We start from the raw sequence: 15,027 nt of genomic DNA, 5'->3' as shown, positions 1-15,027 counted from the left end.
AGTCTAGCACAAGCCGTCCGTTACGCGTTGACGGCCATCGAGTGTTGGCCCGACTTCTCCAGGAACTCTTGGAACTTTGCCTCGTCGCCCTTGTTCTGGTACTGCAGAGCCAGCAGGTACTCCAGACGGCAGCTCTTGACCTTGTCGTCACCGGCCTCTTCGAGCATGCGCTCCAGCTCGGGAATGTCGTTGTGGCGCTTGAGGATCATCGTGTCGTACATCAGCTGGCATTCGTGTGCGACTGCCTCGGCCTGACCGCCCTCAAAGCCCTTAATCTCGTGCAGCAACTCCTTGGACTTTTTGCGGTCCTCCTGGCCAACGTAGTAGTTAAAGGCCTTAATGACCAGGTCGACGCGCTGCATCTTGGGCAGGTTGAGTCCCAGCAGCAGGTCGAACATCTCGCTGGCGCGCTTGTGGTCCTCGCGCAGCAGATAGGAGTTCAGGCGCAGGTAGTCGCGGTTGTAGCGCGGGTACAGCATGCTGGTGAGTTTGCCGTCGAGCAAGCGATCGAACTCGTCCCACTGCTTAGCGGCCATAAGCTGCTGCAGGTGTTTAAACGTGGTGCGTTTTTTGACGCTAAAGAACACCGACACGGCGATACAGATGATAACGACGGCGGTCCAGAGTGTGCGGGAATCGGGCATATTGGGATCCTTAGTCGCTCATATAGCGAGCGGTATGACAACACGTACTAGATGTATTATACGCAGCGCGCAAGCAAACTGGCATAAAAGCTCATCGAGGCTGAGTGCCATCGCTCGCTGCGGTACACTTACCTAAAGTAAACCATGAAGGGAGACATTACCTATGAAGAAGATCGTTTTGGCTTGCGGTGCTGGCGCTGCTACTTCCACGCTCGTTGCCCAGAAGGTCGCTACCATGCTCGACGCCAACGGTTATGCCGGCAAGTATGAGATCGTGCAGTGCGCCATCTCTGAGGCCAAGGACGCTTGCGACGAGGGCGCCGACCTGCTGATCGCCACCACCGTTGCTCCCGAGGGCCTCACCTGCCCGTACGTGAGCGGCGTGCCCTTCATGACCGGCATGAACCGCGTCGCTGCCGAGAAGGCCGTCCTCGACGTCATGGCTCAGTAGGCGCTGACTGTATGAGTGAGCAGAACGCCAATCCGGTCGAGCTCTTTGGCATGCGCGTTGCCCATGTGGGCATTAACGCCGCCGACCCGGCAGACGCCTTGGAGATCGCGGAGCTGTTCTCGACGATGATGGGCCTGCCCGTTATCGAGACCCCGGTTTCGTACTTTAACGATTCGCTGATCGAGGTCATGAAGCAGAACGGTCGTGGCACCAAGGGCCACATCGGCTTTGCCGTCAACGACATCGACGCTGCCGAGAAGTGGTTTGCCGAGCGCGGGCTCGAGGTCAACGAGGAGTCGCGCGTGCTGCTGCCCGACGGCGGCACCAAGCTCGTGTACTTTAAGCGCGAGTTCGCCGGCTTCGCCGTGCACCTGTGCCGCGAGTAGCGCACAGGCTGCTATAGCTAACGAAAAATGGGGTAAGGCCACGTGGCCTTACCCCATTTTTAATGCCGAGAGGGTGACTGACGGGCTGCCGTAAAACGAAGGTGAATACTTTTCCGCGAAGTGAACGAGTGAAATTGGACCCCTGGAGCATCGACACTTTGGAGGCACCGTTTCCTGCGGTTTCGTAAGGTTTTTCCTGCGGTTTTGGCGTCAAAAAGTGTGGATGCTTCGGGGGTCCAAAATAGGTCGTTCACTTCGCGGAAAAGCATTCACCTTCGATTCGTGAGAGACGCCCCTACCGCGGCAGGCGAATCGTAAAGCGGCTGCCGACGCCCTCGACTGAGGTCACGCCAATGACACCACCATGGCTATCGACGATCCACTTGGCAATGGCAAGCCCCAGACCCGAGCCCTGCGCGCCGGCATCGCGTGCGTTGTCGGCGCGGTAGAACCGTTCAAACGCGTGAGCTGCGGATTCCTGGCTCATGCCGATACCCTCGTCCTCAACACTTATGTCGATCGTGCCTGCGCCCGCATCCGGCGCTACGCCAAACGAGATGGGCGTGCCCGCGTCCGAATACTTGGCGGCGTTTTGCACGATCACGCGCAGAGCCTGCTTCACGAGCGCCACGTCAACGGGCGCGTCGCAGCGCGGGTCGCTGACAAGCGCAGCGTCGTACGCCAGTCGATACGTGTGCGCGGCATCGATCATCTGTGACTCCTCGCATACCTCGCCGACCAGCGCGGCCAGGTTGGTATTCGCACGCCGCAGGACCGTGCGTCCGGCGTCGCCGCGTGCCAAAAACAGCAGCTGTTCCACGAGCTCTTGCATGTGCTCGCTTTCGGCCTTGAGGGACGCGATGGATTCTGCCAGCACGTCCGGGTCGTCTTTGCCCCAGCGGTCGAGCATGTTCACGTAGCCCTGAATCACCGCGATGGGCGTGCGCAGCTCGTGGCTCGCGTCGTTGACAAAGCGCATCTGCTGCAGCTTGGCCTCTTGCATCTGGCGCAGCAGGCGGTTGAGCGCGACCTCGATGCTTGCCAGGTCGGCGTCGCCGGTGGTGACGCTCGGCGAGTCGACGCTTGCGCGCTCGATGGCCTGCTCGAGCGTTTCCATCTTGCCGCCGGAGAGCTGCATGCGGCCGAGTTCGTCCACGCGCAGGGCCAGATCGTTGAGCGGCGCCATGGTGCGGCGCACGCGGCGGGCGCCGCCGAGCATGTTGAGCACGCTGATGACCTGCCAACCCACAACTACAAGGTAGAGAGGCCATAGCGTGACGAGGTCCTGCGCGAGGGGGAAAGTCTTGGTGGTACGCGCAAGCTCGACGGTATAGGTGAGCGTTGTCAGGTCCCAGCCGCGCGCGGGCGTCAGCGACATGCTGCGAACGGTGGCGCTGGGGATCCATCCTGCGGTAAACGCGCCGTTGGGCAGCGTCCGGTTGTATCCATAGACGAGGATTGCCACCGCAATAACCAACAGCAACAGATCGAGCCAGACGTAGCTCATCAGGCGGCGCCACATATAGCTCCAGTTGATGGCGCGGGCGATGGAGGTGACGCGCTTGGCCTCGGCATTACGCGCGGCAGACATAGCCCACCCCGCGCACGGTCTGGATGATGCGGGCACCGCCGGCGTCTTCGATCTTGGCGCGCAGGTGCGCGATGTGCACGTCGACGTTGTTGGTGTCGCCTACGTATTCGTAGCCCAGCGCCTCGTGCGCGATGCGCTCGCGCGTGAGCACGGTTTCGGCATGCGTCATAAGCAGGGCGAGGACGTCGAACTCGCGGGCCGTGAGCGCGATGGGCGAGCCGCCGACCGTGACTTCGCGGCGGTCGGGATCGAGCGCGACCGAACCCACGGCGAGTGCGGCGGGGGAGGGCGCGGCAGCGGTCTGGGCCGTGTCGGTTGCCGGGGACATTGTGGCGATACCGGCGGCCGTGCCGCTCGCTACGCCAGCCCCGGCCCCGCCGCCGCCAACGCCCGAAGCCGCCCGCACGGCTTCCGAGCGCTTCAGCGCCACGCGGATCCGTGCGAACAGCTCCTCGATCGCAAACGGCTTGGTCAGGTAATCGTCGGCGCCGGCGTCGAGCCCGGCAACCTTGTCCATCACGGCATCGCGCGCGGTGACCATGATCACTGGCGCATCCTTGTGCTTGCGTATGCGCCGCAGCACCTCCATGCCGTTGAGCTGCGGCAACAGTACATCGAGCAGAATCAGATCGTAGTCGCGCTCCAACGCCAGGTCAACGGCGGTGCGTCCGTCGGCGGCGTGCTCCACCTGGTAGCCCTCGTGCTCCAGCTCGAGTGTCACAAAGCGGGCGATTTTCTCCTCGTCCTCTACGATCAGGATTCGTGCCATGCGTGCCCCCGTCTGCGATTACTTGTCGTCGTTGAGATTTTGCTTGATGTCGTCCGCGGCGTTAGCAGCGCTATCCATAAGGTTGTTGATGCTGCCGGGCACGTCGCCGTCGCTGTCGATGCGGTAGCGCATGCCAAAGAACAGGCCAATCAGCATCAGCCATATCGTGGCGCCCCAGGCAAACAGCGCGACGATGGGAATCAGGATGGGGATGTTGAGGATGATCGCATCGCGGCGCGTGGCGATAAACTTGGTGTCCAGACTCAGGCGGAAGAGCTTTTTGAGGTACTCCCACACGCTGTCCATCTTCTTGGAGAAGTCGGTCTTTTCACTCGACTTTTCGTAGGCTGCCTGCGCGGCGACCATCTCGGCCGAGGGCTCATCGACTGGCGCGGACTCGGTGGCGGCATGCGCCGACGTGGTCTGGGTCTTGCCCTGCGACTCGAGCCAAATGATGGCATCCAAAACGTTGCCGTCGGCAGCGTCGAGCGCCGCCTTGGCATCGGTGTAACTCACGTTGCACTTGGTGCGGATGGTTTCAACTTTTTCGAGGTCGTCCATGACCTGTCCTTTCGTTCGATGGGCGCGACGCCGGGCGACCTGCCCGGGCGCGAGCGTTGCGTTCGTCGGCCTGCGTCGCGCGGCGCCGCCCCGCCCTTGGTCGAACTCTATAGTGCAGGTTATAGATTAAGCGATTCTTGAGCCAAGATTAATGTTGGATGAGTTTTTGGGTGGCAGTGGGGAAGGGAGAGGTGTTCTTCTGGGTGGCTAGCAGCGAGGTCTAATACTTTTCCGAGAAGTGAACGAGCTAAATCGGACCCCCGAAGCATCGACACTTTGAGGGCGCCGTTCTCTGCGGTTTTGATGCCAGAATCCTGCGTTTATGCCGTTGAAAAATGCGGATGCTCCAGGGGTCCAAAAACAGACGCTCACTTCGCGGAAAAAGTAATAGAGCCCGATAGCGGGGGATGGGGTACCGATGCAAAACGGCGTCAAGGGTTGGTCGAGCAGGCGGTTTCTCCATTGATGTCCGCACGATATGTGACACTTACCCTGCCGCCATGCTCCGTCGCGGCGGCATGCATCTGAAAAACGACCCTCTAAGGAGTTCGATATTGATGAGTGGCAACACCAAGCACCTTGCAAAGAAGTGCGTCAAGGACGCAGGGCCGTGTCTTGTGCTGTGCGCGGCCGGCGTGGCGGTCGCGCTGCTGGCTGTTCTGGGACCATTTGACGTGCTCCGAAGTGCCAGTTCTCTGCATGTTTGCATGGCCCTTGCCGGTGCCATGATGACCAGCGGCGTGCTCGATCTGGTTTTTTGGGTGCTTGACCCGTTTGGATGGAAGAGCGAGGGGTAGGTCCTAAAGGATGGAAGGGCTGGAACGGTTGGCTTAGTGATCGTGCAGAATGTGGGCTAGCGACTTACAGGGAAGTGGTGATCCGATGACGGTCTATGTGACGGGCGATATTCACGGCGGCCTTGACATGCAAAAGCTGCGCGACTGGGAGCTTGGGGATAGCCTGACGAGTGACGACTATCTGATTGTCGCGGGCGACTTTGGCTTTCCCTGGGATTTTTCTGCCGAGGAGTGCGCCGATATCGCCTGGCTGGAGTCGCGCCCCTATACCGTGCTGTTCGTCGACGGCAACCACGAACGCTACGACCATTGGGCGGAGCGCCCCATGGAGCTGTGGCATGGTGGGTTGACGCAGCGTCTGTCGGACACCTCGCCCATACGGCGCCTGACGCGCGGCGAGGTTTTTGAGCTCGACGGCTCAACGGTCTTTACCATGGGCGGCGCCACGAGCGTGGACAAGGAATACCGCATTCCGTATTCCAGCTGGTGGCCGCAGGAGCTGCCGGACGAGCGCAACTTTGAGGAGGCACGGACAAAGCTCGACGGCGTGGGCTGGAAGGTCGACTACGTGATCACCCACACCTGCTCCACGCGCATGCTTTCGCCCACGCTCTATCCGGGGCCCGGCTGGAATTGCCCTGCCGTTGATCGGCTTACGGCATTTTTCGATGAGCTGGAAGACCGCTTGGACTACAGGCGCTGGTACTACGGGCATTTTCATCGAGATGCCAACCCGGCCGAGCGTCATACCGTGCTCTACGACTGCATCGTTCGCTTGGGCGACGAACTCCAGCCCTGGGATGTTGCGTAGGGGTGGGGTGCCTGATTACTCAGCCGTTACGGTGATGTTCTCCCTGTGCTTGCGGATAACATCCCAGCTAAAGTGCTCGACCAGCCGCTCGGCAGAGCGCGGCGTGGTGTCCGGCGCGATGCCCGTTTGCCCGGCGAGCCAGCCCAGCAGCGCTTCGGGCGTGCCAAAGCGGGCGCGGAGTTCGCCCAGGTCCAGATCGCGGTCTCGTTTGGAAAGGCGGCGGCCGTCCGGTGCCATGAGCAGCGGAATATGTGCGTAGTGCGGCGTGGGCAGTCCCAACAGGTGCTGCAGATAGATCTGGCGCGGCGTGGACCCCAGCAGGTCGCATCCGCGCACGACCTCGGTGACGCCCATGGCAGCGTCGTCGACCACCACGGCTAGCTGATAGGCAAACACGCCGTCGCTGCGGCGCACCAAAAAGTCGCCGCACTCGGTGGCGAGTGCTTCGCATTGGGCGCCGTACGTGCGATCCACAAATTCGATCACGTCGTCTGCGAGGTCGTCGACGGTGGGCACGCGCAGACGTGTGGCCGGGGCGCGCAGGGCGCTGCGGCGGGCCACCTCCTCGGCCGAAAGACTTCGGCAGGCGCCACGGTAGATGGGCGTGCCGTCGCTCGCGTGCGGTGCACTCGCGGCGTGGAGCTCGGCGCGTGTGCAAAAGCAGGGATAGGTGAGGCCGGCGTCTTTCAGCCGGCGCAAGGCGCTCTCGTACAGGTCTAGGCGGTCGTGCTGGTAGTAGGGGCCTTCGTCCCACTCCAGCCCCAGCCAGGCCAGGTCGTCAATCAATTGGGCGGCAAGTTCCGGGCGCTTGCAGCGATCGTCCAGGTCCTCAATGCGTAACACGATGCTGCCGCCCTGGCTGCGGGCCGAAAGCCATGCGCACAGGCAGCTGAACACGTTGCCCAGGTGCATACGGCCCGAGGGCGACGGGGCGAAGCGCCCCACGACGGGCGCGGGAGCGGCCGGCGTCGTTGGCGCGTCGGCGGCGGTTGTTGCTATGTTGCGTGCGTTGATGTCCATGCGGACGAGTATAGCGCGGGGCGTGGTGGGGGAGACGCTGCCGTGGCCTGCAAGTTGCTGAGGCCACACGTTGCGCGTGCCGGACCACCGGCTCGGCGCCTTAATCGTCGTCAATCAATCTAGCCCTCAAACGACAGAAACCCCGGCAGCTCTTCGCAACTGCCGGGGTTTCCGCGGAAAAGGGGGACATGATCCTCAAGCGGACGGCAAAGGGGCAAACCGTTTTCGCTCAACTGCTTTATGCCCCTCAACTGGCGGCTCAATCAGCGCATGCCGCGCCCACACAAAGCCGCTACACCTGTGATGGAGCTATGAAGTGGTATCTATTGCCGGAGCGGGCTATGCCAAGGAGTGTCCCAGATTGCCGGCAGATAAGGAACGTCCCCAGGTGCCGGCCGCGGGCGTGACTTTCGTCCCGTTTGATACTCCGCTGACCTAGATGTTCGTCACATGAACCCGCAAACGTGGGACAATGACGCTACTGGTATCACAGACAAAGGATGTGCCTATGAACGCCCCCGTTGCCAAGACCTGTCGGCAGCGCTGCCCGTTTGCGCGATTTGCTTCCATTTGTGCGCTCGTCGCGTGCGCGCTGCTGCTGTTGCCCGCCGTTGCACGTGCCGACGGGTATTCCATGACCCAAACCTACATCAGTGCCACGGTCGAGGCCGATGGATCGCTGGCCGTTGTCGAGGGACGCCAGTTTGATTTCGACGACGACATCAACGGCGTGTTTTGGGAGATCAATACGGGCTCCAACCAGCAGGGCGGCACGGCGGGCGTCGACGTGCTGAGTGTCGAGGAAGAGGACACCGCGTTTAACAAAGTCGATAGCGCGAACAAGGGCGACTCTGGCGTCTACACGGTCGAGCAGACCGGTGACGGCGTAAGGATTAAGGTGTTCAGCCCTCACGAGAGCGGCGACAGCGCAATCTACTACGTGAGCTACACCATGACCGGTGCGGTTATGAACTGGGCCGATACCGCCGAGCTCTACTGGAAGTTCGTGGGTGACGGCTGGTCTGCGGATTCCGATGACGTCGAGATGGAAGTGTGCTTCGCAAATGCCGCTGCCGGGACGGCGGCCGTCAAGGGCGATAACTTCCGCGCATGGGGCCATGGTCCGCTGACGGGCGACGTGTCGCTCGATGAGGACGAGCCCATGGTCACCTATACCATTCCCTGCGTGCATGAGGGCGAATTCGCCGAGGCACGCATCGCCTTCCCCAGCGACTGGGTGCCGCAGCTTGCCGCCTCGGGCGAAGAGCGCATGTCAACGATCCTGAGCGAAGAGAAGGAATGGGCCGACGAAGCTAACGCCCGCCGTGAGCACGCGCGTGCGGTTGCCAGCGCGATTGCCGTGGTGTGTGTTGTTGTGGCGGTTGCCTATACCGGTGTGATCGTGATGCTCAAGCTACGCAGGCCCAAGCCCAAGCCGCTCTTCCAAGACGAGTACTTCCGCGATGTGCCCTCCGCCGACCATCCCGCGGTGCTTGCAGCTCTTATGAGCTGGAACAACGTGCCCGATCAGGCATATATCGCCACGCTGATGAAGCTGACCGACGACCGCGTGATCAAGCTGGAAGAAGCGACCGAGGCCAAGAAGAAGGGTCTGCTCCGTCGCGAAAAAGAGGAGCAGACGTATCGCATCACGGTGACCGACGAGGCCTGGAAGGCTGCCAAGAAGGATGGCATCGATCGCGATGTGCTCAAGGTCTTCTTCGCCGGCGTTAAGCCCGATAAGGACGGAGTCCGTTCGCGCACGTTTAGCGAGCTGGAGGAGTACGCTAGCGAGCGCACCACATCTGTTGGCGACAAGCTCGAGGACTATCAGAGCACGGTTAAGGGCAAGCTGGAGGCGCGCGAGCTTATCGCATCGGATGGCACCATCGCGATGGTGGCCGGCCTGGTTCTCGGTATCATCATCGTCTTTGGCATTCTGGGCTCTCTGATCTATACCGACTTTGCGGATGCCAATGTCGGTGCCGCTATGATCTCGATCCCCGTCACGATCGTGGGCTTTGCCCTGAGCTGCACTTTCCGCCGTTACACGCCGGAGGGCGCCGAGGTGGCGGCTCGCTGCAAGGCGCTCAAGCATTGGCTCGAGGACTTTACGCGTCTGAAGGAGGCCGTCCCCAGCGACCTGATCTTGTGGAACAAGCTGCTGGTGATGGGCGTTGCCCTGGGCGTTTCGAAAGAAGTGCTGCGACAGCTGGCCGAGGCCGTGCCTGCGGACCTGCGCAACAGTGACGATTTCTACGACAACTACCCCTGCTACTGGTGGTATTACCATCACTACGGCAACGAGTCCCCGCTCGATTCGTTCAACGATGTGTATCACGAGACCATCCGCGAGCTGGCTTCGAGTTCCGATAGTTCGAGCGGCGGCAGCGGCGGCGGCTTCTCGGGCGGCGGAGGCGGCGGCGTCGGCGGAGGCGGCGGCGGAACGTTCTAACGGTCGTAAATTATGGGATGGGCTTTTCTCGACAGCCGTCGGGGAAAGCCCATCCCCTTTTTACGCGCTACCTACGAAGACTGTCCCCAGCAACTAGTCATTTAAGAACGTTCCCAACGACTAGGTGCGGTTGCTGCCAAGGAGTGTCCCGGGGTGCCGGCACAAAAGGAACGTCCCTAGCTGCCAGGTTTAGGCTGTTAGATCGAGTTCGTAGAGGAAGCTTTCGCGCGGCATGGCGTGGCGGCGCTCTTCGCGGTTGGCGCGGTGCGTGGCCGTGCGCTTAAAGCCGTGCAGCTCGTAGAACTTCCACGAGCAGTTGGAGTCGGTGTACAGGTGCGCCCTCGTCGCTCCAAGCGAGGACAGGTGCGAGACTGCGGCATCGAGCAGAACCGTGCCAACGCCCAGGCCATGGACATCGCGATCCACGGCAAGCAGCGTGACCTCGTTGTCGTGCGGCAACGGGCTGCTCTCGAGCAGGCGGTTGTTGGTTCGGATGGTTGCACGCACAAACGAGAGATACTCGGCGCAGGCATCAGGCTCCAGTTCACGCATCTGCGATAGCAGCGCGCGTTCGGTATCCATCCAATGTTCCTTAACGGTGGCGCCGGAGCTCTGTCCCGCACGCGCGAGCGAAATGCCACGCGCCTGACCGTCGATTACGGCAACCTGCGAAAACGTCGATGACGAAAGGCAATAGGCGAGGTCGCACGCGGCCTCGAGGCGGTTGTACTCATCGTTATCCGAATTGTTATGCCAAAGCTGCTGCAGAATCAGCGCGATGGCGTCGAAGTCTTCGGTATCAAACGGTCGGTAGAGAACCCGCGAGACCATGGTGCCTCTTTCTTTTGCGGATGCATATCGAGCACAATTCTACCACGCCAATGGCATCTAATTATGGTGCCCCTGTGTTCCATGAACTCACCGTGCCCGGTGCCGTGCCCATCCCCCGCTCGCAAACTTTTTCTGCACAGCCGTGCGTTGCGGGATGCAACGTCGCGCTCGATGCGCTACATTGAATCAGTATTTTCAATGCCGCTGCGCGAGCGCTGCAGATCGACGTATCACCGACTCACAGAGCACGGCGGCGTACCAGACAGGAGGACTGCATGGGATCTGATGTGAAGATCGCACGCGCGTTGATCTCGGTTACCGATAAGACGGGTGTCGTCGATTTCGCACGGACGCTGGTTGATGACTTTGGCGTCGAGATCATCTCTACGGGCGGCACGGCTCGTGCCATCGAGGACGCGGGCGTTCCCGTAACCCCCATCGAGGAGTTCACGGGCTATCCCGAGATGATGGACGGCCGCGTTAAGACCCTACACCCCAAGGTTCACGGCGCGCTGCTGGCCCGCCGCGATTCCGAGCAGCACATGCAGGAGGCCGCCCAGCACGGCATTAAGCTGATCGACCTGGTCGTCGTCAACCTGTACGAGTTCGAGAAGACCGTCGCCAACCCCGAGGTCACCTTTGCGGATGCCATCGAGCACATCGACATCGGTGGTCCCTCCATGCTGCGCTCTGCCGCCAAGAACGCCGCGAGCGTTACCGTCATCTCCGACCCGGCCGACTATGATGCCGTCCTGGCCGAGATGCGCGAGACCGGTGGCTGCACCACGCTTTCCACCCGTCGCCGCCTGCAGGTGAAGGTCTACCAGACTACCGCCGCCTACGACACGGCTATCTCCCGTTGGCTTGCCGCTCAGGCAAGCGACGTGGCGGACACCTCTGCCAAGCTCGAGATCTCGCTGGAGAAGGTCGACGACCTGCGCTATGGTGAGAATCCTCAGCAAAAGGCTACGGTCTACCGCTTTGCCGAGGGCTGCGAGAACACCGCGAGCTCTCAGTTCCCGCTTGTGGGCTCCGAGCAGATCCAGGGCAAGCCGCTCAGCTACAACAACTATCTGGACGCCGATGCCGCCTGGAACCTGGTCCGCGAGTTCGACGAGCCGGCCTGCGTGATCCTCAAGCATCAGAACCCCTGCGGTTCCGCCGTTGCCGAGGACATCACGGCCGCCTACGACCGCGCTTTCGCCTGCGATCCCAAGAGCGCCTTCGGCGGCATCATCGCCTGCAACCGCGAGGTTCCCTTTGAGCTGGTTGAGCACTTCGCCGACCAGAACAAGCAGTTCGTCGAGGTCATCATCGCCCCGAGCTACACCGATGAGGCGCTCGAGCGCATGGTCAAGCGCCCCAACCTGCGCGTGCTGGCTACCGGCGGCGTGGACCACGGTGCCCAGGTGGAGCTGCGCTCCATCGACGGCGGCATGCTGGTGCAGGAGGTCGACCACGTGACCGAGGATCCCGCGACCTTTACGTTCCCCACCGATCGCAAGCCCACCGACGCTGAGATGGCCGAGCTCGAGTTTGCCTGGAAGGTCTGCAAGGGCGTCAAGTCCAACGCCATCCTGGTCTCCAAGGGCAAGGCCGGCATTGGCATGGGCCCCGGTCAGCCCAACCGCGTTGACTCTGCGCTGCTTGCCTGCGAGCGCGCCGAGGACTTCTGCGAGCGCGAGGGCGTGGAGAAGGGCGGCTTTGCCTGCGCAAGCGACGCGTTCTTCCCGTTCCGCGACAACGTCGACGTGCTTGCCGCACACGGCGTGACCTGCATCATCCAGCCCGGCGGCTCCAAGCGCGATGACGAGAGCATCCAGGCCTGCAACGAGCACAATATTGCGATGGTTTTCACGGGTGCCCGCCACTTTAGGCACTAAGTTTCGCCCCGGGACAAAATAATCTCTGCAAAAGACGGCCGCTCCGTTTGGAGGGCCGTCTTTTTGGTATAAGAGGACGGAATGACTAACACGAAAGGTATGACCATGCCCCAGATTGATGATGCAGAGCTGTTTGGCAATGCCGAGGACCAGCGTGCGTACGAGGACTTTTGCGCCAATCAGGAGGCGGTCGAGAAGTTTACGCTCGACAAGCCCGCGCTTATCTGCCGTTGGCGCATGTCCAACAAAAAGGTGCCCATGCTCAACCGTCACATTCGCGCGCTGTCCGAGCGCTTGGTGCAGGGCGAGCCGCTTACCCATAACATGCTCAGCTGGGCCAAGCAGCACGTTGAGTGGTCGCTTGCCGAGGGCGATTACACCGCGCACGACGGCGTGCTCATGCTGGTGATCGACGTTAACGGCAATGCCGCCATGACGGTGGGTGAGTACGAGCCGCTGGCCGATACTTCGGCCAAGGCGCTGCGTGCCCGCTCCGCCGAGGCCCGCTCCGAGGCCGACGAAACCGGCGTGGCGCCCGAGCTGCTCGCTGCCGTCAACAACGGCGAGCTGGCCTTTGTGGCGCCGGCGGACGAGTGCCTGTGTGGCACGGCGACGCTCATAGAGCAGCTGGCCCAGACCAAGGGCATCCCGGTCACGCGCGTAGACATTCCCGCACAGCTCAAGGGCGCCTTGTTCCTGGTAAGCGACGAGCACGGCGTGGTGCCTGCCACCGACGCCGACGCCGCCGAGTCTGATGCCGCGACGGTCGCCTTCTTTGCCGACGGCTACGAAAAGCTTCGCGCCCGCCGCTAAATGATTATTCTGGGACGGGGATTAAAGAATCATTTTGGTTCCCGCCACCGCTGCGAGTGCGAGGCGGACAAAACGCCCCCGCTCGCGAACAGTTCTGTCACCTTGGCGACGTGCGTGGCGCGCACCTGCAGTTTCGCAGCCATAATGGTGGCAAGACAACCAAGAGGGGAGCGGAATCCATGGCGCTAATCTATATCGTTGAGGACGACGAGCCCATTCGTCGTGAGCTTGCCGACATCCTTGCTCGTGCCGGGTTTGAAATCGAGGCCTGCGAATCGTTCGAGCATGTCTCGCGCGATATTCTCGCCGCCGCGCCCGACCTGGTGCTGCTCGACCTCACGCTTCCCGTCAAGGACGGCCAGCATATCTGCCACGAGGTTCGCCGCGAATCCGAGGTCCCCATCATCGTCCTCACCTCGCGCACGACCGAGATCGACGAGGTCATGGCCATGACGCTCGGCGCGGACGACTTTGTTCCCAAGCCCTATAGCGCGCGCGTGCTCGTGGCGCGCATCAACGCACTGCTGCGTCGCACCGCGGCGTCAGGCGAGCGCAGCACGCTCGTCCACAAGGGGCTGGAGCTCGACCTCGCCCGCTCTATGGTCACCAACACGGCGACCGGCGACAGCACCGAGCTCACCAAAAATGAGCTGCGCATTCTCTCGCTGCTCCTGAGCCGCGCGGGCAAGATCGTCTCGCGCTCGGCCATCATGCAGGACCTGTGGGACTCCGACGCCTTCGTGGACGACAATACGCTCACCGTCAACATCAACCGCCTGCGCACCACGCTCGAAAAAATCGGCATCAAGGGGTATTTGACGACGCATCGCGGCCAAGGCTATTCGGTCTAGGGGCCGGCTATGTCGTTTGGCAAGTTCTTTAAAGATGCACTGCTTCCCGTCGCCGTGTGGACGTGCGGCGTGCTGCTGAGCTGCTTTGTGCTGACGGTCGCCGGCGCACCCGTTTCTATCGTGGTCGTGGCGGTTGGCGTGTCCTTTATCTTTGGTATGCTCGGCATCGTGATCGAGTACGCTCGCCGTCGCCGTTTTCTGCGTCAGTTGGAGCGCGCGGCAGAGGAGCTCGAGAGTCCCGCATGGGTGCAGGAGATGGTGCAATGCCCAACCTATGCCGAGGGCGAGCTCGAGTACGAGGTCCTGTGCCGGGTGGGCAAAGCCGCCTGCGACGAGGTTGCCGAGGGCCGGCGTCAGACCGAAGACTATCGCGACTATATCGAGAGCTGGGTCCACGAGGCCAAGCTGCCCCTGGCGGCGGCTCACCTGATTCTGGAAAACCTCGACGGCGGCGCAGATGACCCAACACGTGTCGATGACCTGGGTCGCGAGTTGGCTCGCGTGGAACGCTATATCGACCAGGCGCTGTACTACGCGCGCTCGGAAGTCGTGGAGCGCGACTACCTGATTCGCCGCTGGGACCTTAAGACCTTGGTGACGGGTGCGATTAAGGCCAACGCGCGCGAGCTCATTGCGGCGCACGTGGCTCCGGTGTGCGAGAACCTCGACTTCGAGGTCTTTACCGACGAAAAATGGCTCGAGTTTATCCTGGGCCAGCTCATTCAGAACAGCATTAAATATGCGCGCGAGGACGGCGCGAAGATCGTGTTTTCGGGCGCGTTACTGGACGAGGGCCTGGCGAGCGAGCGCATCGAGCTCACCGTTGCGGACAACGGCTGCGGCGTGTGTGCGGCAGACCTGCCACGCGTGTTCGAGAAGGGCTTTACCGGCGACAACGGCCGCACCACCAAGCGCGCAACGGGCATCGGCCTCTACCTGGTGGCGCGCCTATGCTCCAAGATGGGCATCGACGTCACGGCGGCATCCGACTCCGGCGAAGGCTTTGTCGTAACGTTCGCCTTCTCGACGAACAAGTTCCAATACTTTGAGTAGCCGGGCCGTCTTGCGCTGCGGACGGCTATGTTCCCGAACGTGAACTTAGCTAAGGCAACTGGCGTTATGTTCCCGAACGTGAACATAACTATGAGGCTCAAATGGATCTCC

Annotated in this window: 15 protein-coding genes; 9 read left to right on the top strand and 6 right to left on the bottom strand. The window is 61.8% G+C overall.

The window, feature by feature from the left end:
• Positions 1 to 20: 20 nt before the first annotated feature.
• The gene (locus DXA43_RS08210) at positions 21 to 644 is read right to left on the bottom strand and encodes a hypothetical protein (RefSeq protein ID WP_117806816.1); all 624 of its coding nucleotides are present in this window, start codon (positions 642 to 644) and stop codon (positions 21 to 23) included.
• 163 nt (positions 645 to 807) lie between these two features.
• Between DXA43_RS08210 and DXA43_RS08205 the strand changes: the two genes are divergently transcribed.
• Positions 808 to 1,095, top strand: a complete 288-nt coding sequence (locus tag DXA43_RS08205; RefSeq protein WP_055252380.1) for a PTS sugar transporter subunit IIB — start codon at positions 808 to 810, stop codon at positions 1,093 to 1,095.
• 11 nt (positions 1,096 to 1,106) lie between these two features.
• Entirely contained in the window at positions 1,107 to 1,481 is a 375-nt protein-coding gene (locus DXA43_RS08200) for a VOC family protein (protein WP_117806815.1), read from the top strand.
• Between the two features lie 295 nt (positions 1,482 to 1,776).
• Here the strand turns inward: DXA43_RS08200 and DXA43_RS08195 are convergent, their stop codons facing one another.
• From DXA43_RS08195 to DXA43_RS08185, 3 genes are read right to left on the bottom strand one after another with little or no spacing between them, the layout of a single operon-like run.
• Positions 1,777 to 3,072 carry a cell wall metabolism sensor histidine kinase WalK gene (locus DXA43_RS08195; RefSeq protein ID WP_117806814.1) on the bottom strand — a complete coding sequence of 432 codons (1,296 nt, stop codon included), beginning with the start codon at positions 3,070 to 3,072 and terminating at the stop codon, positions 1,777 to 1,779.
• Complete coding sequence (locus tag DXA43_RS08190; protein WP_117806813.1) at positions 3,056 to 3,841, bottom strand: response regulator transcription factor; 786 nt, start codon at positions 3,839 to 3,841, stop codon at positions 3,056 to 3,058. Before DXA43_RS08190 ends, DXA43_RS08195 begins: the two co-directional genes overlap by 17 nt.
• Before the next feature lie 18 nt (positions 3,842 to 3,859).
• Entirely contained in the window at positions 3,860 to 4,402 is a 543-nt protein-coding gene (locus tag DXA43_RS08185; protein WP_089573575.1) for a DUF4342 domain-containing protein, read from the bottom strand.
• A 557-nt stretch (positions 4,403 to 4,959) separates the two neighbouring features.
• On the opposite strand from DXA43_RS08185, the gene DXA43_RS08180 reads away from it, so the two are divergent.
• Positions 4,960 to 5,199: a hypothetical protein gene (locus tag DXA43_RS08180; RefSeq protein WP_117564911.1), complete on the top strand. Its 240-nt coding sequence runs from the start codon at positions 4,960 to 4,962 to the stop codon at positions 5,197 to 5,199.
• Positions 5,200 to 5,284: 85 nt separating this feature from the next.
• Positions 5,285 to 6,010 (top strand): metallophosphoesterase, encoded by a 726-nt coding sequence (locus tag DXA43_RS08175; RefSeq protein ID WP_117654894.1) that lies wholly within the window; start codon positions 5,285 to 5,287, stop codon positions 6,008 to 6,010.
• A 15-nt stretch (positions 6,011 to 6,025) separates the two neighbouring features.
• Here DXA43_RS08175 and gluQRS read toward each other — a convergent pair whose 3' ends face one another.
• Entirely contained in the window at positions 6,026 to 7,144 is a 1,119-nt protein-coding gene (gluQRS, locus tag DXA43_RS08170; RefSeq protein ID WP_255413225.1) for a tRNA glutamyl-Q(34) synthetase GluQRS, read from the bottom strand.
• 394 nt (positions 7,145 to 7,538) lie between these two features.
• Between gluQRS and DXA43_RS08165 the strand changes: the two genes are divergently transcribed.
• On the top strand, positions 7,539 to 9,485 hold the full coding sequence (locus DXA43_RS08165) for a DUF2207 domain-containing protein (protein ID WP_158564967.1): 1,947 nt from the start codon (positions 7,539 to 7,541) through the stop codon (positions 9,483 to 9,485).
• A 189-nt stretch (positions 9,486 to 9,674) separates the two neighbouring features.
• On the opposite strand, the gene DXA43_RS08160 is transcribed toward DXA43_RS08165, so the two are convergent.
• Positions 9,675 to 10,316: a GNAT family N-acetyltransferase gene (locus DXA43_RS08160; RefSeq protein WP_117635615.1), complete on the bottom strand. Its 642-nt coding sequence runs from the start codon at positions 10,314 to 10,316 to the stop codon at positions 9,675 to 9,677.
• A gap of 275 nt (positions 10,317 to 10,591) precedes the next feature.
• Between DXA43_RS08160 and purH the strand changes: the two genes are divergently transcribed.
• The 4 genes from purH to DXA43_RS08140 all read left to right on the top strand — a co-directional run bounded on the left by purH (position 10,592) and on the right by DXA43_RS08140 (position 14,916).
• Complete coding sequence (purH, locus tag DXA43_RS08155) at positions 10,592 to 12,199, top strand: bifunctional phosphoribosylaminoimidazolecarboxamide formyltransferase/IMP cyclohydrolase (RefSeq protein WP_117736055.1); 1,608 nt, start codon at positions 10,592 to 10,594, stop codon at positions 12,197 to 12,199.
• A gap of 81 nt (positions 12,200 to 12,280) precedes the next feature.
• A complete protein-coding gene (locus tag DXA43_RS08150) occupies positions 12,281 to 13,012 on the top strand; it encodes a hypothetical protein (protein WP_117759752.1) in 732 nt (243 codons plus the stop codon).
• 179 nt (positions 13,013 to 13,191) lie between these two features.
• Complete coding sequence (locus DXA43_RS08145) at positions 13,192 to 13,863, top strand: response regulator transcription factor (RefSeq protein ID WP_117806811.1); 672 nt, start codon at positions 13,192 to 13,194, stop codon at positions 13,861 to 13,863.
• A gap of 9 nt (positions 13,864 to 13,872) precedes the next feature.
• Positions 13,873 to 14,916: a sensor histidine kinase gene (locus tag DXA43_RS08140; protein ID WP_117564916.1), complete on the top strand. Its 1,044-nt coding sequence runs from the start codon at positions 13,873 to 13,875 to the stop codon at positions 14,914 to 14,916.
• The last annotated feature ends 111 nt before the right edge of the window (positions 14,917 to 15,027 follow it).

Origin of the sequence: Collinsella sp. OF02-10 (genome assembly GCF_003463445.1) — a bacterium.
GTDB lineage: Bacteria > Actinomycetota > Coriobacteriia > Coriobacteriales > Coriobacteriaceae > Collinsella.
The sequence above is the reverse complement of the archived record's forward strand: the minus strand, read 5'-3'. Positions and strand labels throughout refer to the sequence as shown.